General features: G+C 60.0%; 19 protein-coding genes. 13 read left to right on the plus strand and 6 right to left on the minus strand.

All coding sequences use genetic code 11. The features are described 5' to 3' along the window. Entirely contained in the window at window positions 1-1,458 is a 1,458-nt protein-coding gene (nuoN, locus tag ENTCL_RS07245; protein WP_013365458.1) for an NADH-quinone oxidoreductase subunit NuoN, read from the plus strand. A gap of 46 nt (window positions 1,459-1,504) precedes the next feature. On the opposite strand, the gene ENTCL_RS07250 is transcribed toward nuoN, so the two are convergent. Both ENTCL_RS07250 and rnz read right to left on the minus strand, forming a co-directional pair. Continuing rightward, on the minus strand, window positions 1,505-2,512 hold the full coding sequence (locus ENTCL_RS07250) for a chemotaxis protein (protein ID WP_013365459.1): 1,008 nt from the start codon (window positions 2,510-2,512) through the stop codon (window positions 1,505-1,507). A 65-nt stretch (window positions 2,513-2,577) separates the two neighbouring features. Further along, on the minus strand, window positions 2,578-3,498 hold the full coding sequence (rnz, locus tag ENTCL_RS07255) for a ribonuclease Z (RefSeq protein WP_013365460.1): 921 nt from the start codon (window positions 3,496-3,498) through the stop codon (window positions 2,578-2,580). A gap of 51 nt (window positions 3,499-3,549) precedes the next feature. On the opposite strand from rnz, the gene ENTCL_RS07260 reads away from it, so the two are divergent. From ENTCL_RS07260 to menE, 8 genes are all read left to right on the plus strand, one after another. After that, a complete protein-coding gene (locus tag ENTCL_RS07260) occupies window positions 3,550-4,002 on the plus strand; it encodes a GNAT family N-acetyltransferase (RefSeq protein ID WP_013365461.1) in 453 nt (150 codons plus the stop codon). A gap of 48 nt (window positions 4,003-4,050) precedes the next feature. Further along, window positions 4,051-4,356: a stress response protein ElaB gene (gene elaB, locus ENTCL_RS07265; RefSeq protein ID WP_013365462.1), complete on the plus strand. Its 306-nt coding sequence runs from the start codon at window positions 4,051-4,053 to the stop codon at window positions 4,354-4,356. 87 nt (window positions 4,357-4,443) lie between these two features. Beyond that, entirely contained in the window at window positions 4,444-5,736 is a 1,293-nt protein-coding gene (gene menF, locus ENTCL_RS07270; RefSeq protein WP_013365463.1) for an isochorismate synthase MenF, read from the plus strand. Window positions 5,737-5,814: 78 nt separating this feature from the next. Next, on the plus strand, window positions 5,815-7,485 hold the full coding sequence (menD, locus tag ENTCL_RS07275) for a 2-succinyl-5-enolpyruvyl-6-hydroxy-3-cyclohexene-1-carboxylic-acid synthase (RefSeq protein WP_013365464.1): 1,671 nt from the start codon (window positions 5,815-5,817) through the stop codon (window positions 7,483-7,485). Then, window positions 7,482-8,243 (plus strand): 2-succinyl-6-hydroxy-2,4-cyclohexadiene-1-carboxylate synthase, encoded by a 762-nt coding sequence (gene menH / locus ENTCL_RS07280; RefSeq protein ID WP_013365465.1) that lies wholly within the window; start codon window positions 7,482-7,484, stop codon window positions 8,241-8,243. The genes menD and menH overlap by 4 nt, the downstream gene beginning before the upstream one ends. Before the next feature lie 14 nt (window positions 8,244-8,257). Further along, window positions 8,258-9,115 carry a 1,4-dihydroxy-2-naphthoyl-CoA synthase gene (gene menB / locus ENTCL_RS07285; RefSeq protein WP_013365466.1) on the plus strand — a complete coding sequence of 286 codons (858 nt, stop codon included), beginning with the start codon at window positions 8,258-8,260 and terminating at the stop codon, window positions 9,113-9,115. Next, a complete protein-coding gene (menC, locus tag ENTCL_RS07290; protein ID WP_013365467.1) occupies window positions 9,115-10,092 on the plus strand; it encodes an o-succinylbenzoate synthase in 978 nt (325 codons plus the stop codon). Before menB ends, menC begins: the two co-directional genes overlap by 1 nt. Beyond that, window positions 10,089-11,456 (plus strand): o-succinylbenzoate--CoA ligase, encoded by a 1,368-nt coding sequence (menE, locus tag ENTCL_RS07295; RefSeq protein WP_013365468.1) that lies wholly within the window; start codon window positions 10,089-10,091, stop codon window positions 11,454-11,456. The genes menC and menE overlap by 4 nt, the downstream gene beginning before the upstream one ends. On the opposite strand, the gene ENTCL_RS07300 is transcribed toward menE, so the two are convergent. From ENTCL_RS07300 to ENTCL_RS07310, 3 genes are read right to left on the minus strand one after another with little or no spacing between them, the layout of a single operon-like run. Beyond that, the gene (locus tag ENTCL_RS07300; protein WP_013365469.1) at window positions 11,453-12,967 is read right to left on the minus strand and encodes a tripartite tricarboxylate transporter permease; all 1,515 of its coding nucleotides are present in this window, start codon (window positions 12,965-12,967) and stop codon (window positions 11,453-11,455) included. The genes menE and ENTCL_RS07300 overlap by 4 nt on opposite strands. A gap of 11 nt (window positions 12,968-12,978) precedes the next feature. Continuing rightward, window positions 12,979-13,410 (minus strand): tripartite tricarboxylate transporter TctB family protein, encoded by a 432-nt coding sequence (locus ENTCL_RS07305; protein ID WP_013365470.1) that lies wholly within the window; start codon window positions 13,408-13,410, stop codon window positions 12,979-12,981. Window positions 13,411-13,424: 14 nt separating this feature from the next. Beyond that, a complete protein-coding gene (locus ENTCL_RS07310) occupies window positions 13,425-14,402 on the minus strand; it encodes a Bug family tripartite tricarboxylate transporter substrate binding protein (RefSeq protein ID WP_013365471.1) in 978 nt (325 codons plus the stop codon). 152 nt (window positions 14,403-14,554) lie between these two features. Between ENTCL_RS07310 and tctD the strand changes: the two genes are divergently transcribed. The 3 genes from tctD to ENTCL_RS07325 all read left to right on the plus strand — a co-directional run bounded on the left by tctD (window position 14,555) and on the right by ENTCL_RS07325 (window position 17,388). Continuing rightward, window positions 14,555-15,229, plus strand: a complete 675-nt coding sequence (gene tctD, locus ENTCL_RS07315; protein ID WP_013365472.1) for a transcriptional regulator TctD — start codon at window positions 14,555-14,557, stop codon at window positions 15,227-15,229. Continuing rightward, complete coding sequence (locus ENTCL_RS07320) at window positions 15,216-16,622, plus strand: sensor histidine kinase (protein ID WP_013365473.1); 1,407 nt, start codon at window positions 15,216-15,218, stop codon at window positions 16,620-16,622. The genes tctD and ENTCL_RS07320 overlap by 14 nt, the downstream gene beginning before the upstream one ends. Before the next feature lie 223 nt (window positions 16,623-16,845). Further along, entirely contained in the window at window positions 16,846-17,388 is a 543-nt protein-coding gene (locus ENTCL_RS07325) for a YfaZ family outer membrane protein (protein ID WP_013365474.1), read from the plus strand. A gap of 119 nt (window positions 17,389-17,507) precedes the next feature. Here ENTCL_RS07325 and ENTCL_RS07330 read toward each other — a convergent pair whose 3' ends face one another. After that, window positions 17,508-18,500, minus strand: a complete 993-nt coding sequence (locus ENTCL_RS07330; RefSeq protein WP_013365475.1) for a hypothetical protein — start codon at window positions 18,498-18,500, stop codon at window positions 17,508-17,510. A 537-nt stretch (window positions 18,501-19,037) separates the two neighbouring features. On the opposite strand from ENTCL_RS07330, the gene ENTCL_RS07335 reads away from it, so the two are divergent. Next, window positions 19,038-20,234 carry a nicotinamide mononucleotide deamidase-related protein YfaY gene (locus ENTCL_RS07335; protein ID WP_013365476.1) on the plus strand — a complete coding sequence of 399 codons (1,197 nt, stop codon included), beginning with the start codon at window positions 19,038-19,040 and terminating at the stop codon, window positions 20,232-20,234. The last annotated feature ends 164 nt before the right edge of the window (window positions 20,235-20,398 follow it).

Below are 20,398 nucleotides of genomic sequence, written 5' to 3' on the forward strand. Positions count from 1 at the left end.
ATGACAATAACTCCACAACAACTGATCGCGCTGCTACCGCTGCTGATCGTCGGATTGACGGTGGTGGTTGTGATGCTCTCCATTGCGTGGCGACGCAATCACTTCCTCAATGCCACGCTGGCGGTCGTCGGACTGAACGCCGCGCTTGTCTCCCTCTGGTTTGTCGGCCAGGCGGGCGCCATGGACGTCACGCCGCTGATGCGCGTCGACGGCTATGCGATGCTGTACACCGGGCTGGTGCTGCTGGCGAGCCTCGCCACCTGTACCTTTGCCTACCCGTGGCTTGAGGGTTATCAGGACAACAAGGAAGAGTTTTATCTGCTGGTGCTGATTGCCGCCCTCGGCGGTATTCTGCTGGCGAACGCCAACCACCTGGCGGCGCTGTTCCTGGGTATCGAACTGATTTCGCTGCCGCTGTTCGGCCTGATTGGCTATGCCTTCCGCCAGAAACGCTCACTGGAAGCCAGCATCAAGTACACCATCCTGTCCGCAGCGGCGTCATCGTTCCTGCTGTTCGGTATGGCGCTGGTGTATGCGAACTCCGGCAACCTGTCGTTTGTCGAGCTGGGCAAAGCGCTGTCTGACAACATGCTGCACGAGCCGCTGCTGCTGGCGGGTCTGGGCCTGATGATCGTCGGCCTTGGCTTCAAACTCTCTCTGGTGCCGTTCCACCTGTGGACGCCGGACGTCTATCAGGGCGCGCCTGCGCCGGTCTCCACCTTCCTGGCGACCGCGAGCAAAATCGCTATCTTCGGCGTGGTGATGCGTCTGTTCCTGTACGCGCCGGTGGGCAACAGCGAAGCGGTACGCGTGGTGCTTGGCGTTATCGCCTTCGTTTCCATCATCTTCGGTAACCTGATGGCGCTGAGCCAGACCAACATTAAGCGTCTGCTCGGCTACTCCTCCATCTCTCATCTTGGCTATCTGATGGTGGCGCTGATCGCGCTGCACAGCGGCGAAGTGTCGATGGAAGCCGTCGGCGTGTACCTGGCCGGTTATCTGTTCAGCAGCCTCGGCGCGTTCGGCGTGGTGAGCCTGATGTCCAGCCCGTATCGCGGCCCGGATGCGGATTCGCTGTTCTCCTACCGCGGCCTGTTCTGGCACCGTCCGATTCTGTCTGCGGTCATGACCGTGATGATGCTGTCGCTGGCGGGTATCCCGTTGACGCTGGGCTTTATCGGTAAGTTCTACGTGCTGGCCGTCGGTGTGAATGCGCACCTGTGGTGGCTGGTGGGCGCGGTTGTTATTGGTTCGGCCATCGGCCTCTACTACTACCTGCGCGTGGCGGTGAGCCTCTATCTGAGCGCGCCGCAGCAGCTGAACCGCAATGCGCCGACCAACTGGCAGTACAGCGCAGGCGGTATCGTGGTACTGATTTCCGCCCTGCTGGTGCTGATTCTCGGTATCTATCCGCAGCCGCTTATCAGTATCGTCCAGCTGGCGATGCCGATGATGTAACAATAAAAAAACCCGCTTCGGCGGGTTTTTTTTCAGCAGCGTAAGCTTACGCTGAATGCAGACGGCTAATCAGCGGGCCTTCCTCACGGCGCTCGGCGCGCTCCAGCACTTCTTGAATCACCGACGACAGCTCGTTGATCTCAAATTTCGCAACGTAGCCGTCCGCCTTGACCTTACGGATATGGTCTTCGTTGGCGTTGCCGGACAGCGAAGAGTGGATAACCACCGGAATGTTCTTCAGCCGCGGATCGGTTTTGATCTTGCGGGTCAGCGTGAAGCCGTCCATTTCCGGCATCTCCAGGTCGGTCAGAACCAGCGCGATTTTATCGGTCACCGGTACGCCTTCCGCCTGCGCCTCCTTCGCCAGCTTTTCAATTTTTTCCCACGCCTGCTGCCCGGTGACGTGCATCTGCGCCGGAATATCCATCGCTTTCAGCCCTTTTTCCAGCATTGCGCGCGCGACTTTGGAATCTTCCGCCACGATGGTGGTGGCGCCGGGTTTGATCTGCAGCTTGCGGGTATCTTTCAGACGGGTGGCGTGCAGGTCGTGGTCGGCAGGCACGATGTCATACAGAATTTGCTCAACGTCGATAACCATCGCCAGGTTATTGCTGTCCTGCTCGTTATCCAGGCAGGCGATGCTGGTGATGTACTGACCGTTGACGGCCTTCTCGGCGGTATGCACCTGCGTCCAGTCGAGACGGATGATGTTTTCCACCGACTCGACGGCGAATGCCTGAACGCTGCGGGCGTATTCGGTGATCAGCAGAATGCTCAGGCCGTTTTCCGCTTTGCAGCCCAGCACAGAGGGCAGGTCGATAACCGGGATAATTTGATCGCGAATATTCACCATTCCCATGACCGGCGGCTTAATTCCGGCGGGTTTGGTGTAGCCCGGCATCGGCACGATTTCACGCAGCTTGAAAACGTTGATGCCGAACAGTTCGGATTTGCTGTCGTCCGCCGAAGAGCCAAGGCGGAAAAGCAGCAGTTCAAAGCGGTTAGACAGGGTCAGGTTCGCCCTGTCATCAATGTCTTTCTGGAAATTATCCATGTTGCCCTCAGAGTGAGAAAGTTGCCGAGCCTTAATTTGCGTTATCGGCATCTGCGGGCAAAACGTTATGCCAGACTGAAGACGCTGAAGTCCTCCGCCAGTTCGCAGTCTGTGAACACCTCGCGACACTCGGCGAGCAGCCGACGACAGCCTTCGCGGTCGTAGCGCGAGCTGACGTGGGTGATGATGAGCCGTCTGGCGCCCGCTTCCCGGGCAAGCGCGGCGGTCTGGCGCGTCGAGGAGTGCCCGCGACCGTTGGCTTTTTCCGCCATCGCATCCTCAAGCGTGGTTTCATGCACCATCACATCTACCCCGCGGGCCAGCTCAAACGCCTGCGGGCAGGGCGCCGTATCGCCGAAAATAGCCAGCTTCAGCCCCGGCGTCGCCGGGCCGAGATAGCGGCTGCCGTCGATAAGGCGGCCATCGGGCAGGGTCACGGTCAGCCCCTGCTTAAGCTGCTGGAACAGCGGCCCGGGCCGGATGCCGTCGGCAACCAGGGCGGCGGCGTTCAGGGTGCCCGGCTTATCATGCTCTTCGATGCGGTAGCCGTAGCACTCAACCGGATGGTTCAGCGGATACGCCAGCACGCGATAGCGCCCGTCGTCAAACAGCAGCCCCGGAGAAACCTCTTCAATGGTCAGCGGATAGTCGGTCCAGGAGCCGCTGAGGCGCAGCGCCATCTCGACGAACTCGCGGATGCCTTTGGGGCCATAGATGGTTAACGCCGCCGGGTTGCCCTGCATGGAGCGGCTGCACAGCAGGCCCGGCAGGCCAAACAGGTGGTCGCCGTGCAGGTGGGTAATGAAGATTTTATCGAGCTTGCCCGGATGATGTTCTGTTTTCAGAAACTGATGCTGGGTGCCTTCCCCACAGTCGAATAGCCACATGGCCGCGTGCGTCGGTTGTTGCAAATTGAGCAGTATCGACGTCATATTACGGGTACGGGTCGGCACACCGGCGGATGTCCCGAGAAAAATCAATTCCATAACGCATTTACCTCACCGCCTAAAACAGAGCCTAGTATAACGGAGTCCAGGATGATTGAGTGGCACGATCTGCATCATAGCGAGCTTACGGTTCCCCAGCTTTACGCGCTGCTCAGGCTGCGCTGCGAGGTGTTTGTGGTGGAGCAAACCTGTCCCTACCAGGATGTGGATGGCGATGACCTTATCGGCGAAAACCGCCATATCCTCGGCTGGCGAGACGGCGAGCTGGTGGCGTATGCGAGAATTCTGAAAAGTGACAATGACGTTGAGCCGGTGGTCATTGGCCGGGTGATTATCAGCGCGCTGGCGCGCGGTGAAAAGCTGGGCTATCAGCTGATGGAGCAGACGCTGGCAAGCTGCCGTCGCCACTGGCCTCACAAGGCGCTGTACCTCGGCGCGCAGGCGCACCTTCAGGCGTTCTACGCCCACTTCGGGTTTTCCCCGGTCACGGAAATTTATGACGAAGACGGCATCCCCCATATCGGTATGGCCCGCGAGGCGTAGCCGATGAGGGTTGGCTATAGTTAAGTCTGGCAAACAAGGAGATAACGCATGACATATCATACCTATGACTCCCGGCTTGATGATGACCTGTCCCTGTTGAGCGATACGCTGGAGGAGATTCTGGCATCGTCGGGCGATCCTGCGGATCAGAAATACATTGAGCTGAAGCTGCGGGCGGAAAGCGTGCTGGATGAGGTCAGGGATCGCCTCAGCAGGGCATCGGATACCGGCTACTATCGCGTCAAGCGCGCGGTGTGCCGCGCCGACGGCTATGTGCGCGAACGCCCCTGGCAGGGTATTGGCGTGGGCGCGGCGGTAGGGCTGGTGGTGGGTCTGCTGCTGGCGCGGCGCTAAGTAAGAACGCGGATCCCTCATCTTAGGTACTGCTTTTTCCCGGCAGTACCCTCTATAATATGTGGTTTTTATCCGGGGGAGGTTCGCGTGCTGTCCATTTCCGTTGCGCTGGAAAGCCTGCAGGGTTTTCTGTCTGATGAGCTTCCTGATGCACCCGGAACGCGATTTGTTGATATCCCTTTTGCGTTAAACGACGCTTTCGATCCCCTCGCATGGCTGTGTTGCCAGCCGGTGTGGCCGCAGTTTTACTGGCAGCAGCGCAATGGCGATGAAGAGGTCGCCGCCCTTGGCGCGGTGCGCCGTTTCGCCGCATTGCCGCAGGCGGACCATTTTCTGCAGCAGCCCGCCGCGGCGGATTTACGCGTCTGGGGACTGAACGCCTTTGCGCCGGAGCAGGGCGCGCTGTTTCTTCCCCGTCTCGAATGGCGTCGCAGCGCCGGAAAAGCCTCGCTGCGCCTGACGCTTTCCAGCGATACCTCATTGCGCCAGGACGCCCAACGGGCGCGGGATATGCTGTCGCAGCTTTTGCCGGGCGGCGCGCTGCCTGAGCTGTCGCTGTCGCTGAAGAGCGAGCGGCACCACCCCGATCGCGCTGGCTGGTTTCGCCTCATCGCCCAGGCGACGGATGCCATTGCCGCCGGCGAGCTGGATAAAGTGGTGCTGGCGCGGGCCACGGATTTGCGCTTTAGCCAACCGCTCTGCGCTGGGGCCATCATGGCCGCCAGCCGTCGGGTGAACCTGCACTGTTACCATTTTTATATGGCGTTTGACGCGGACAGCGCCTTTCTTGGCTCCTCGCCGGAGCGCCTGTGGCGGCGGCGGGGCAATCTGCTGCGCACCGAAGCGCTGGCGGGGACGGTCGCCAGCCATCCCGACGAGCGTCAGGCGCAGCATCTGGCGAACTGGCTGATGTACGACGACAAAAACCAGCGGGAAAATATGCTGGTGGTGGAAGATATCTGTCAGCGTCTTCAGGATGATGTACAGGCGCTGGAGGTGCTGCCGCCGCAGGTGGTGCGTTTGCGTAAAGTACAGCATCTGCGCCGCTGCATCTGGACGACGCTGACGTCCCCTGACGATGCGCGCTGCCTGCTGCAGCTGCAGCCAACGGCGGCGGTCGCCGGGCTGCCGCGCGACGTCGCGCGACGGTTTATCGAGCATCATGAACCGTTTGTCCGGGAGTGGTATGCCGGGTCGGCGGGCTATCTCAGCCGCGAGCGTAGCGAGTTCTGCGTGGCGCTGCGCTCGGCGAAAGTCACGGGCGATACCCTGCGTCTCTACGCCGGCGCCGGGATTGTCCGCGGTTCGGACCCTGAGCAGGAGTGGCAGGAAATCACCAATAAAGCGGCGGGATTACGGTCATTAGTCCTCGACGATTAAAACATTACCGACTCATATCAATAACCTGTCAGCCGATATTATCTATACTACGTCGCAAAATTGATACCGGACAATCTCATGTCAGTAAGCGCATTTAACCGACGCTGGGCGGCGGTGATCCTTGAAGCTTTAACCCGCCACGGCGTGCAGCATGTCTGTATTGCGCCGGGGTCGCGCTCGACGCCGCTGACGCTGGCGGCCGCAGAGCACAGCGCCTTAATTCATCATACCCATTTTGATGAGCGCGGACTGGGGCATCTGGCCCTGGGGCTGGCAAAAGTAAGCAGGCAGCCGGTGGCCGTGATTGTGACCTCCGGTACGGCGGTGGCGAATCTGTATCCGGCGCTGATTGAGGCCGGACTTACCGGGGAAAAGCTGGTTCTGCTGACCGCCGACCGGCCGCCTGAGCTTATCGACTGCGGCGCAAATCAGGCTATCCGCCAGCCGGGCATGTTCGCCAGCCATCCGTCGCAAACCCTGTCGCTGCCGCGCCCGAGCGAAGATATTCCTGCGCGCTGGCTGGTGTCGTCCATCGATAACGCCATGGGGCAGCTGCACGCGGGGGGCGTTCATATCAACTGCCCGTTCGCCGAGCCGCTGTATGGCGATATGGACGATACCGGGCTGGCGTGGCAGCAGGCGCTGGGCAACTGGTGGCAGGGCGATAAGCCCTGGCTGCGCGAAGCGCTGCATCTGGAGAGCGAAAAACAGCGGGACTGGTTTTTCTGGCGACAAAAGCGCGGCGTTATCGTCGCCGGGCGGATGAGCGCGGCGGCAGGAAAAAAAGCGGCCGAATGGGCGAATACCCTCGGCTGGCCGCTGATTGGCGACGTGCTGTCGCAAACCGGGCAGCCGCTGCCGTGCGCTGATCTGTGGCTCGGCAACGCCCGGGCGGCCGCCGAGCTTGAGCAGGCGCAAATCGTGGTGCAGCTCGGCAGCAGCCTGACCGGCAAGCGCCTTTTGCAGTGGCAGGCCGCCTGCGAGCCGGATGAGTACTGGCTGGTGGACAACCTGCCGGGGCGTCTGGATCCGGCGCAGCATCGCGGGCGTCGTCTGGTCTGCGATATCGAGCGCTGGCTGGAGCTGCATCCGGCGGAAAAACGTAAGGCCTGGTGCGTGGACATCCCGCGTTTATCTGAGCAGGCCTGGCAGGCGGCCGTCGCGCAGCGCGACGCGTTCGGCGAAGCGCAGCTGGCGCACCGCATCCGCGACTATTTACCCGAGCAGGGGCAGCTGTTTGTCGGCAACAGCCTGGTGGTGCGCCTGATCGACGCCCTGGGACAGCTGCCCGCCGGATATCCGGTCTACAGCAACCGCGGAGCGAGCGGCATTGACGGCCTGATTTCAACCGCCGCCGGGGTGCAGCGCGGCAGCGCAAAATCGACGCTGGCTATCGTGGGCGATCTCTCGGCGCTGTACGATCTCAACGCGCTGGCGCTGCTGCGTCAGGTGTCGGCGCCGTTTGTGCTGATCGTGGTCAACAACAACGGCGGGCAGATTTTCTCGCTGCTGCCGACGCCGGAGGCGGTAAGGTCGCGTTTTTACGCCATGCCGCAGGACGTACATTTCGATCACGCCGCGCAGATGTTTGGTCTGCGCTATGCCCGGCCGCAGAGCTGGGCGCAGCTGGACGAGGTGATGAGCAACGCCTGGCGCCAGCCTGCCGCGACGGTAATTGAGCTGGTGGTCAACGACACGGACGGCGCGCAGATGCTGCAGCATCTGCTGGCGCAGGTAAGCCACCTGTGACCCTGCAGGCCGTCGCCCGAGCGGGGAAAAACGCCGACTGCTGGCTGGTGTTCCTGCACGGTTTCTCCGGTGATGACCGCGAATGGCAGGCGGTGGGAGAAACCCTCGGCGACTATTCGCGGCTGTATGTGAATCTGCCCGGCCACGGCGCCTCGGGCGATGTGGCGGCCCACGGCTTTGCGGCGGTCTGCGCGCAGCTGCAAAGTACGCTTCAGCATTACCATATTCTGAATTACTGGCTGGTGGGCTATTCGCTCGGCGGCCGGGTGGCGATGTATTTCGCCGGTCATGAAGCCCATACCGGGCTCAACGGTATCGTCGTCGAAGGCGGTCATCCCGGATTGCAGGATGACGCGCAGCGGCGGGCGCGGCTGGCCTCCGATGAACGGTGGGCGCAGCGTTTTGCCTGCGAACCGCTGGCAGACGTTTTTGACGCCTGGTATCGCCAGCCTGTTTTCGCCTCGCTCGACGAGGCGCAGCGTCAGGCGCTGGTGCAGCTGCGCGCGCGCAACAGCGGCCCGCGGCTGGCGGAGATGCTGCTGGCCACCTCGCTTGCCGTACAGCCCGACCTGCGGGCGGCGCTGGCGGCCCGCGACTATGCTTTCTGGTACCTCTGTGGCGAACGTGACCTGAAGTTTCGCGCTATTGCGCAGCAGCTTGGCGCGTCATGCCATTTAATTTCACACGCCGGACACAACGCGCACCGGGAAAACCCCGGTGAAGTGGCGGAGCGTCTGGCGCAGATTGTGCATTTCTGATTAAAGGACCCATTATGATCCATCCTGATGAAAACATGCTCTACGCGCCGGTTGACTGGCAGGACTGCTCCGACGGTTTCGAAGATATTCGCTATCACAAGTCGGCTGACGGCATTGCGAAAATCACCATCAACCGTCCGCAGGTGCGTAATGCCTTTCGTCCGCTGACGGTGAAAGAGATGATTCAGGCGCTGGCCGACGCCCGCTATGACGATAACATCGGCGTTATCGTGCTGACCGGGGAAGGCGAGAAGGCGTTTTGCTCCGGCGGCGACCAGAAGGTTCGCGGCGACTACGGCGGTTATCAGGATGACACCGGCGTGCATCACCTCAACGTGCTCGATTTCCAGCGCCAGATCCGCACCTGCCCGAAGCCGGTGGTCGCGATGGTCGCGGGTTACTCCATCGGCGGCGGCCATGTGCTGCACATGATGTGCGACCTGACCATTGCCGCGGAAAACGCCATCTTCGGCCAGACCGGTCCGAAGGTCGGCTCCTTTGACGGCGGCTGGGGCGCGTCCTACATGGCGCGTATCGTCGGGCAGAAAAAAGCGCGCGAAATCTGGTTCCTGTGCCGTCAGTACAACGCCCAGGAAGCGCTGGATATGGGCCTGGTGAATACCGTCGTGCCGCTGGCGGAGCTGGAAAGAGAAACCGTCCGCTGGTGTCGCGAAATGCTGCAGAACAGCCCAATGGCGCTGCGCTGCCTGAAGGCGGCGCTGAACGCCGACTGCGACGGTCAGGCGGGGCTGCAGGAGCTGGCGGGTAACGCTACCATGCTGTTCTATATGACCGAAGAAGGACAGGAAGGCCGCAACGCGTTCAACCAGAAGCGTCAGCCTGATTTCAGCAAATTCAAACGGAACCCGTAATGACAGCGCCTGAGCGTCGTGCCCGGGTCTACCGCTGGCAGATCCCGATGGATGCGGGCGTGGTGCTGCGCGAGCGGCGCCTGAAAACCCGCGATGGTTTACTGCTCTGGCTGCGTCAGGGCGAACGCGAGGGCTGGGGCGAGATCTCTCCCTTGCCCGGATTCAGCGTCGAAAGCCTGGAGCAGGCGCAGGCTGAGGCGGTGGGCTGGGCGCAGGGCTGGCAGAACGGCGATGACGCCGCGCTGCCGACCCTGCCGTCCGCCGCGTTTGGCGTCAGCTGCGCGCTGGCCGAGCTTCACGACGAATTGCCCGATGCGGCCGATTACCGCGCCGCGCCGCTGTGTACCGGCGACCCGGATGAGCTGTTCGCTGTCCTCCAGCAGATGCCGGGGGAGAAAGTGGCGAAGGTGAAGGTCGGGCTATGGGAGGCGGTGCGCGACGGCATGGTGGTCAACCTGCTGCTGGAAGCCATCCCCGATCTACAGCTGCGCCTTGACGCCAACCGCGCGTGGACGCCGCTGAAGGCGCAGCAGTTCGCCAAATACGTCAACCCGGCGTACCGCTCGCGCATTGCGTTTCTGGAAGAACCCTGCCGCACGCGGGATGATTCCCGCACCTTTGCCCGTGAAACCGGCATCGCGATCGCCTGGGATGAAAGCCTGCGCGAGGCGGATTTCACCTTTGCCGCCGAGCCGGGCGTCAGCGCGGTGGTGATTAAACCGATGCTGACCGGCAGCCTGCAAAAGGTGCGCGAACAGGTCGCCGCCGCGCATGCGCTGGGGCTGACGGCGGTGATCAGCTCTTCGATAGAGTCAAGCCTCGGGCTGACCCAGCTGGCGCGGATTGCCGCATGGCTGACGCCGCAGACCATTCCGGGGCTCGATACGCTGAACCTGATGCAGGCGCAGCTGGTTCGCCGCTGGCCGCACAGCGAATTACCCTGTATCGCGCTGGACGGTCTGGAACCGCTGCTATGACCTTCGACGACTGGCCGTGGCGCCGCTGGCGCGATGAGCGCCCGCAGGCCCAGGCGCTGCGGCTGGGCGACCAGACCCTGAACTGGCGGCAGCTTTGTCAGCAGGTAGACCGTCTGGCCGCCGGTTTTGCGCGCCAGCGGCTGCAGACCGGCGACGGGGTGCTGCTGCGGGCGTACAACCATCCGCAGACCCTGCTGGCGTGGCTGGCGCTTCTGCAATGCGGGGCGCGGGTCGTGCCGGTGAATCCCCAGCTGCCGCGCGAGCTGGTGTCCACGCTGCTGCCGTCATTGTCGCTGCGCTTTGCGCTGCTGCTGACCGACGAGCCGGGTTTTGCGGGGCTTGCTGCGCTGGGGCTTCGCGAGGCGGAGGGTGCGTTTGCCGCGCCGTGGCGGGCGGACAGACTCGCCACCATGACCTTCACCTCCGGCTCCAGCGGTCTGCCGAAAGCGGCGGTGCACACGCCAGGCGCGCATCTGGCCAGCGCCGAAGGCGTGCTGGCGCTGATACCGTATGGCGATGAGGATGACTGGCTGCTGTCGCTGCCGCTGTTTCACGTGTCCGGCCAGGGGATCCTCTGGCGCTGGCTGTTGGCGGGCGCGCGGATGACCGTGCGCGAGCGTCAGCCGCTGGCGCAGGCGCTGCAGGGCTGCACGCACGCCTCGCTGGTGCCGACCCAGCTCTGGCGTTTGCTCAACGACAGCGCGCCGCTGTCGCTGAAAAGCGTCCTGCTGGGCGGCGCGGCGATTGCGGTTGAGCTGGCGGAGCAGTCGCGTGCGCGCGGGATCCGCACCTTCTGCGGCTATGGGCTCACCGAGTTCGCCTCCACCGTGTGCGCCAAAGAGACCGACGGCCAGGCTGACGTCGGGTATCCGCTGCCGGGGCGCGAAGTGCGCATCGTGGACGGTGAGATCTGGCTGCGCGCCACAAGCCAGGCTGCAGGTTACTGGCGTGACGGCGCGCTGACGCCGCTGGTTAATGCGCAGGGCTGGTTTGCAACCCGCGATCGTGGCGAACTTCATGATGGCCGACTGACGGTGATTGGCCGGATGGATAACCTCTTTTTTTGCGGTGGGGAAGGTATCCAACCGGAAGAGGTTGAGCGGGTGATTGCTCGCCATCCGCTGGTTGAACAGGTGTTCATTGTGCCGCTGGCTGACCGTGAATACGGCCAGCGGCCGGTGGCGGTGATTGATGGACGCGAAGGGCTGGTCGTGGCGTCGCTGCCCGGCTGGGCGAGCGATAAGCTGGCGCGTTTTCAGCAGCCGGTGCGCTGGCTGATGCTGCCCGCCAGCGTGAAAACCGGCGGGATAAAGATCTCCCGCCGGGCGCTGACGCAATGGGTTAATGAAACGCTGAAAGGTTAACCTGCTTCTACGGTCGCTTTACGCTGGCGCTTGCGCAGGAGGCGCAGCACCGGCGGCACCACGATGACCACGACCGCCATCACCAGCAGCGTTTTCGCCACGCCGCTTCCCCACAAAATATTCATGCTGCCGTTGCTGATCGACAGGGCGCGGCGCAGGTTCTGCTCAAGCATCTCGCCCAGCACGAAGCCGAGGATCAGCGGCGACATTGGAAAGTGCATCTTACGCAATATGTAGCCCAGCACGCCCAGCGCCACCATCAGTACCAGGTCAAAGGTGGTGCTGTGCACCGCATAGACCCCCACGGCGGAGACCGCGGCAATCGCCGGCACGAGGAACCACAGCGGGATGGTCAGCATGCGGGTGAACAGGCCGATCAGCGGGATGTTCATGATAAGCAGCATCACGTTGGCGATAAGCAGCGCCGCAATCAGCCCCCAGACGATGTCCGGCTGCTCGGTAAACATCGCCGGACCCGGGGTGATGTTGTACAGCGTCAGCGCGCCCATCATCACCGCGGTGGTGCCGGAGCCTGGCACCCCCAGGGTCAGCATCGGGATGAACGAGCCGCAGGCTGACGCGTTGTTCGCCGCCTCCGGCGCCGCCACGCCGCGAATGTCGCCTTTACCGAAGCTGTCGCTGTTGCCGCTGATCTTCTTTTCGGTCATGTAGGTGATGGCGCTGGCGATGGTCGCTCCCGCTCCCGGCAGAACGCCGACGAAAAAGCCGATGACCGAGGAGCGCAGCGTAGCGCCCGCGCACTGTACCGCTTCTTTGCCGTTAAACAGCATACGTCCGGTTTTACGCACCAGCGTTTGCCCGCTGCTGGTGCTTTCCAGCATCAGCAGGATTTCGGAGACCGAGAACAGGCCAATCACCACCACGATAAACTGCACGCCGTCGGACAAATGGACGCTGTCGAAGGTAAAGCGGTATACCCCGGTGTTGGCATCAACGCCTACCGTCGCCAGGCCCAGTCCGATCAACGCCGCCAGAAACGACTTCAGCGGATTTTGCGCCATCATGCTGCCGAGGCAGGCAATGGCAAACACCATCAGGGCGAAATATTCGGCCGGACCAAAGGCCAGCGACCATTCCGCCAGCATCGGCGCGAAGAGAATAATGCCGAAAATGGCAATCAGCGAACCGAAGAAGGAGCTAACGGCGGAGATTGACAGCGCCACGCCGCCGCGCCCTTGTTGCGCCATCGGATAGCCGTCAAGGGCGGTCATGATCGCCGCCGCATCGCCGGGAACGTTCAGTAGGATGGATGAAATGCGTCCGCCGTATTCACAGCCGATATACACCGTCGCCAGCAGGATCAGCGCGGATTCTGCAGGCAGGTGCAGGGCGAAGGCCAGCGGCAGCAGAATCGCCACGCCGTTGATCGGGCCAAGGCCCGGCAGCAGCCCGACGATGGTGCCGACGAAGCAGCCAATCAGGGCAATCACCAGGTTTTCCGGGGTCATCGCCACGGCAAACCCCTGTGAGAGATAAATCCAGGTATCCATGTGAATCTCCGTTAGTTCAGCCAGGCACCCAGCGGCAGGGTGACGTCAAGCAGACGGTCGAAGGCGTACCACAGCAAAATACCCATCGCCGCGCCGGACATACCGGCGGCAGGGATCGTGGCGCCAAACAGGGTGCCGATGATGGCGGTGAGGACTGCGGTCGCCAGCGGGAAACCGAGCCATTCGAACCCCCAGGCGTACATCAACAGCACGATAACCATCACCAGTAAGCGCTGCAGCACGCGGCGGTGCGGCCACTGCACCGCATCGGGTTTACGCAGCAGCAGCGCGACGGAGCAAAACAGCATCAGGCCCAGGATCCCCACCGGAAACGGGCGGGGGCCGACGGGTTCGTAGCTGTATTCGCTGTGAATTTGCCAGGCGACCATCAGGCCGCCAACGCACAGCAACAGCCAGATCCCGGCAAAAATACGATCGCTCATGTTGGCCTCCGGGATCACTTCGCCAGGCCGAAGCTTTTGGCCTGCTCGCGGTAGTCGGTCACCTGCTTCTTGACGTATTCATCAAGGGCTTTACCGTTCATGTTGAATTCAAACAGGCCGCGCAGCTCGCGCTGTTTCTTGAATTCGTCGGTCTGCTGGAGCTTCTGGAAGGTCTCCACCCACCAGTTGTACTCGTCGTCGCTGACCTTCGGACCGAGGTAGAACCCGCGGATAATCGGCCATACGAGGTCGTAGCCCTGCTCTTTGGCGGTTGGCACGTTGGCTAACTGGCCCGGCAGGCGGTTTTCAGCAAATACCGCCAGGACGCGGATTTTGTCTCCCTGCAGGTAGGGCACCATCTCGCTGAGATCGCCCGATACCGCCTGCACATGATTGCCCATCAGCGCCGTGACCGGCTCGCCGCCGCCCTCAAAGGCGACATAGCGCATCTTGTGCGGATCGACTTTTGCCTGCTGCGCCAGTTTGGCCGCTTTCATCCAGTCCTGGCTGCCGATGGAGGCGCCTGCGCCAATCACCACGCTGTTAGGATCTTTTTCCATGGCGGTAAGCAGGTCTTTCAGCGATTTCCACGGCGAGTCCGCGCGGACCGCGATCATGCCGTAGTCGGTGCCGACGCTTGCCAGCCAGCGCACATCATCGACGCCATAACGGCCGAACTTGCCCTGCGACAGGTTCAGCAGAGAGCCGCCGGAGAAGGCGACAACGGTACCCGCTTCCGCCGGACGCTGGGCGACGATGGCGTTATAGGCCACCGCGCCTACGCCGCCGGGCATATAGGTCACGCGCATGGGTTTCTCAATGGCGCCGGTTTCCTGCAGGCTGACCTGAATCAGCTTACAGGTGAGGTCAAAGCCGCCGCCGGGCTTCGCGGGGGCGATACATTCGGTACGGCCAGGCGCCTCGACGGCGAAGGCGGCGGTGCTCATCAGTAGTGCGGTAGCGATGACGGTTTGCAGGAGCGTTTTTTTCATTATCAGTCCTCACGCCGGGATGACGTTGTTGATCGGATTCAGAGGTTTTTTGTGATTATGTGAAGCGCTATGTAGCGGTTCAGTTGCGTGATTGTTAAAACAATAACCTTTCAATTCCCTTTCACTACGGCAGAAACTTTACAGGATGTGATATGCGTCTCTTATTAGCGGAAGATAACCGTGAGCTGGCTCACTGGCTGGAAAAAGCCCTTGTGCAGGGCGGTTTTGCCGTAGACGCCGTTAGCGACGGGCGCGCGGCTGACCACCTGCTGCAAAGCGAAAAATATGCGCTGGCGGTGCTGGATATCGGCATGCCGGGGCTGGACGGCCTGGAGGTGGTTCAGCGCCTGCGCAGGCGCGGGCAAACGCTGCCCGTCCTGCTGCTTACCGCCCGTAGCGCCGTGGCCGACCGGGTGGTCGGGCTGAATGCGGGCGCCGACGACTATTTGCCCAAACCGTTCGAGCTGGAAGAGCTCGACGCCAGGCTGCGCGCGCTGCTGCGCCGCGCTGAAGGGCAGGTGCAGGAAATGCAGCAGCTGGGCGAATTAGCGTTTCACGATGAAGGCTATTTTTTACTGCAGGGAAAAAACCTGGCGCTTACGCCGCGCGAACACGCGCTCCTGACGGTGCTGATGTACCGGCGTTTACGGCCGGTATCCCGCCAGCAGCTGTTTGAACAGGTTTTCAGCCTCAGCGACGACGTGAGCCCGGAGAGTATCGAGCTTTATATCCACCGTTTACGCAAAAAGCTGCAGGACAGCAACGTACGCATTACCACGCTGCGCGGGTTAGGCTACGTGCTGGAGCGCCGCGATGAAATGGCGTAAACCGCAGTCGCTGTTCGCCCAGCTGCTGCTCTATCTCGGGCTGCCGCTGATGCTGCTGTGGGGGCTGTCGTCCTTCAGCGGCTACGTCAGCGCGCTGCAGGCGGCGACGCAGGCCTACGATCGCACGCTGCTCTCTTCGGCGAGAACGATTTCCGAACGCTTTGAGGTGCGTGAGGGCAGGCTGCAGGTCAATGTGCCGTGGGTGGTGCTCGACAGCTTTGAGCTCAACATGAACGATCGCCTGTACTACAAGGTGATCGACCCGACGGGCGCGGTGATCTCCGGTTATGACGATTTGCCCGCGATGCCGCCCGCCACCTCGCCAACCAGACTCTATCCGGCGCTGGCATGGTTTTACCACACCCAGTTTCGCGGGGAGGCCATTCGCGTCGCGCGCCTGCTGCAGCCCATTAACGAGGGCGGTATTAGCGGCATGGCAGAAATTTACGTTGCGGAAACCCTGCAGTCGCGGCGCTATCTGGCGCGCCAGCTGCTGCTGTCTTCGCTGTTTACCCAGGGTTTTCTGGTGCTGTTTACCCTGGTGCTGGCGGCGTGGCTGCTGCGGCGGGTGCTGCGGCCCATGCGCCAGCTTTCCGGGATCATGGTACGCCGCGAGCCGGGCGTACTGACGCCGATCCCCGAACTGCTGCCGTGGTCGGAAACGCGGCTGCTGATCGTGGCCTTTAACCGCTACATTGACCGCCTGAGACTGCTGATTTCGCGCCAGGAGCGCTTTAGCGCCGACGCCTCGCACCAGCTTAAAACGCCGCTGGCGATCCTTAAAACGCAGGCGTCGGTGGCGCTGACGAGCCCTCAGCCGCAGGCCTGGCGAGAGAGCCTGGAGGCGATGAGCCACACCCTTGATAACACTATCCAACTGACGGAACGTCTGCTGCAGCTCTCCGCCGTGAAGCGCCAGGAACAAGGGGAGCGCCAGTTTTCGCCGGTCGATCTTCTCGATATCGTCCAGCAGAGCTGCTTCTCCCGCCTGACGCAGGCCAGAAGCAAACACATTGATCTGGGTTATGAAGGAGAGCAGGCGAGCGTACCGGTGGCGGGGGATGCCCTGTTGCTGAGCGAGCTGTGCGCGAATCTGCTCGACAACGCGCTGAAGTATACGCCGCGCCGTGGCACGGTGACGGTCAGCCTGCGGCGGGAGAGGGATGCCGTGCTGCTGGAGGTTGAGGACAGCGGGCCAGGCATTGATGACGCGCTGATAAATCAGGCGCTACAGCCTTTTCAGCGGCTCGACAATGCGGGCGATGTCGCGGGCGCGGGCATTGGCCTTGCGCTGGTTAATGACATTGCGCGTCTGCACCGTACCCATCCGCAGCTGATGCGTAGCCAGAGTCTGGGCGGCTTACGGGTCAGCGTCCGGTTTCTGGTTGTGTAAAATTTGGGTATCTATTTATATAAGCAATATATAACCCATAAATTACAACAATTACCAACATCCATGACTGTAAATATTCAATGAATCATGGCGTTGCCGCGTAGTAACTGGTTACAATCCTGTATCTGAATGTCGCAATTGAGCATTGATTCCACGAGAAACGGCAGTACAATTTTGCCGTTTTGGGTCTTTTATTAATTTGTGTTTGCTGGAACGTTAAAAAATGAAAAAAAGCGTATTGTTAGGTTTGTCCGGGCTGATGTTGGTATCCGCAGCGGCAAACGCGATTAGCGTCAGCGGCCAGGCAGGTGAGCATTACACCAACCTGGGCGTCGGTTTTGGAACGGAGAGCACGGGCCTTGCGCTCAGCGGTAACTGGACGCACAGCGATAACGACGGCGACGTCGCCGGTCTGGGTCTTGGCCTTAACATCCCGCTGGGACCGTTTATCGCCACCGTTGGCGGTAAAGGCGTTTACACCGATCCGAAAAACGGCGACAGCGGCTATGCGGCCGCGGTGGGCGGCGGTCTGCAGTGGAAAATCGGCGACAGCTTCCGCCTGTTCGGCGAGTACTACTACTCTCCGGATTCACTCTCCAGCGGTATCGAAAGCTATGAAGAAGCCAATGCCGGTGGTCGCTGGACCATCATGCGCCCGATCAGCATTGAGGCCGGTTATCGTTACCTGAACCTGGCGGGTAAAGACGGCAATCGTGATAACACCATTGCCGACGGCCCTTATGTCGGCGTTTCCGCCAGCTTCTGAGCCTGCGCGCCTGCTGATGGCCTGGTCGGCGTCGCTGACAGCTGACACAGGCGAAAAAAAAGCGCAGCCTGAAGCGGGCTGCGCATTTTAGAGCGCTCACTGTGGGTCGCAATGATACCCTACGACGGGCGTCCTTTTTTCAGTATCCATTCACCCTCACTGGTATACGTTACGGTTACCGCGTATCCCAGAAAATCAGAAAGCTCAATGGCCTGGGCGCTATTAGATACCGTGGTATAGTCTGCCAGAGTATTTGACGAAAAATCTCCTGTAGTAACAAAGAATTTAAGTTTTGGCGCGATGGCCACAGCTTTATTAGGTCTGGCGCTCCAGGTCATTCCCACAAAACCATTTTTCGTTTCGATACCAAAGGTTTGGCTTGGATACCATTCGTTTAATATAACTTTATCAGGGTTAAATGGATTGTCAGAATACCCAATTTCATTTGGATTGACAGGGCCGTCTGATTTATCCAGGTCCGGAGCCTGATGTTCCGGGCCATCATAGAAAGTGGCCTTCCAGTCGTCGCCCATATTGACATTTTTTAATTGCGATGTAGAGACAACTACGTTTAAACCAACAGCATCGTTAGTTGATTTTGCGCCCAATTTATATTGAACAGGGATACCAAATTTAGCTTCCGGATCTGAGTTGGCGGCAATGGTCAGATTGGCTGCCGAATTTGCATAGATCGTAGAGCCAACATTTAATTGCTGTGGCTTATCAAGGAATAGCCAAAATGTTTCTTTACTTGCCGATTTGTTGACGACATACACGGTGTATGTATCGCCTTGTAATTCGTGGGGCTCCAGCTCGGCCAAACTCCGTGGCGCACCGCATTGAATAATGTCTACATTTTTACATGAACCACCGGATGCGAAGTCGGCATCTTTTCTGTTGAGCCATGAATTAAATAAATCTTTAAAGTCGCGAGGCGCATCAACACAATTACTTTCAATACCAAAGCCAAATACAACTGTATTATTTTCCACCTTCGGAAGATAAAATTTAAAGCGTGTGGTGCATTCGACCATTTTGGTTTTAACGACTTCGGCGCTGCTCTTTGAATCAAACTCCGCAACAGCTTTGCCTTTATTGTGCTCAGGATTCATAAAACACCTCTAATGTAATTAAATATATCTTGATGTTAAGACAAGAACGATATGATTCTCTTGACATGTTGTTTGGTGATTATCGTGGGGAGTCGTTTCCCACCTAAAAATTTATAGAGGCAAACAGGAAATATTGGATGTGCTTTTTTTTCTTTGTCGTTGAACTGTGATACAGATCTCGATACGGTATTTTTTATTGTTACCTATAATGAGCTGATTCCATGCGAATATATTTTAATTATTTTTGTAAATTATTTTATGTTGCTAATTTTATGAGCTTTTAAATACTCATGAATTTTTCGTAGTATGGGCGGTGACTAATGATTTTTACTTGCAATTAAGTAATTGCCAAATAGCCATTGTAATCAACAGGTAAAAATATAGCTCACCAATATGAGGCAATATAATATATCGGCGGAGTCGCAAAGCGTACCGCGAATCGCTGCCCTGGCCGCTGAACAGACTGGCCTCCTGAACATTGCAACAGCGTCAGCTATTTTGTGTATAGTACATCGTCCTCTTAGGCTGGAGAAAACGATGATAAACGTGGAGATGCTGTCCACTGGCGATGAAGTTCTGCACGGGCAAATTATTGATACCAATGCCGCGTGGCTTGCCGATTTCTTTTTTAATCAGGGATTACCGTTATCCCGACGCAACACCGTCGGCGATAATCTTGATGATTTAGTGGCTATTCTGCGCGAGCGCAGCCAGCACGCCGACGTCATTATCGTCAACGGCGGACTGGGACCGACCAGCGACGACCTCAGCGCGCTGGCGGCGGCGACCGCGAAAGGGGAAGCGCTGACGCTGCATGAGCCGTGGCTCGCCCAAATGGAGCGCTTCTTCAGCGAGCGTGGGCGGGTGATGGCGCCGAGTAACCGCAAGCAGGCGGAAATTCCCGCCAGCGCGGAGTTTATCGATAACCCGGTGGGCACCGCCTGCGGGTTCGCCGTACAGCTCAACCGTTGCCTGATGTTCTTCACTCCCGGCGTGCCCTCCGAGTTTAAAGTGATGGTGGAACAGCAGATTCTGCCGCGCCTGCGCGCGCGCTTTACCCTACCGGAGCCGCCGTTGTGCCTGCGGCTGACTACGTTTGGGCGCTCTGAGAGCGATCTGGCGCAAAGCCTGGATCACCTGACGTTACCGCCGGGCGTGACCATGGGTTATCGCTCCTCGATGCCGATTATTGAGCTGAAGCTGACCGGACCGGCCTCTGAAAGCGAAGCGATGCGCAGGCTGTGGCCGGAGGTGCAGCGCGTGGCGGGCGAAAGTCTGATTTTTGAAGGCACTCAGGGATTACCGGCGCAACTGGCGGCTGCGCTTCAGGAAAGAAAACTCGGTCTGACGCTGAGCGAGCAGTTTACCGCCGGGCTGATTGCGCTACAGCTGTCGCGGGCGGGCGCACCGCTGCTGGCAAGCGAAGTGGTGCCTTCCCAGGAGGAGACGCTGGCGCAGACGGCCCACTGGACCGCCGAGCGCCGGGGGAAGCATTTCGCCGGACTGGCGCTGGCAGTAAGCGGGTTCGAGGACGATTGTCTGAACTTCGCGCTGTCCACGCCGCAGGGCACATACGCCCTGCGGGTGACCTTCAGCGCCACCCGCCACAGCCTGCAGGTCCGTCAGGAGGTTTGCGCCATGATGGCGCTGAATATCCTGCGTCGCTGGCTGGCCGGAAAACCGCTCGCCAGCGAGCACGGCTGGATTAACGTCGTCGAGTCGCTGACGTTATAGCCTTTAGCGGGAAGATCTCCTGATCTTCCCGCTATCAGTCCAACCTGTTGTACTCCACGCAAAAAAATCCGTGATTTATTTCTCAATTCTGCCCGTTCTTTCTCCAGAACTCTGGAAGAATGGGCGGATTTGACGGACTTCACAATTTCACCTTCGTGAGCCGA

Source organism: [Enterobacter] lignolyticus SCF1, assembly GCF_000164865.1.
GTDB lineage: Bacteria > Pseudomonadota > Gammaproteobacteria > Enterobacterales > Enterobacteriaceae > Enterobacter_B > Enterobacter_B lignolyticus.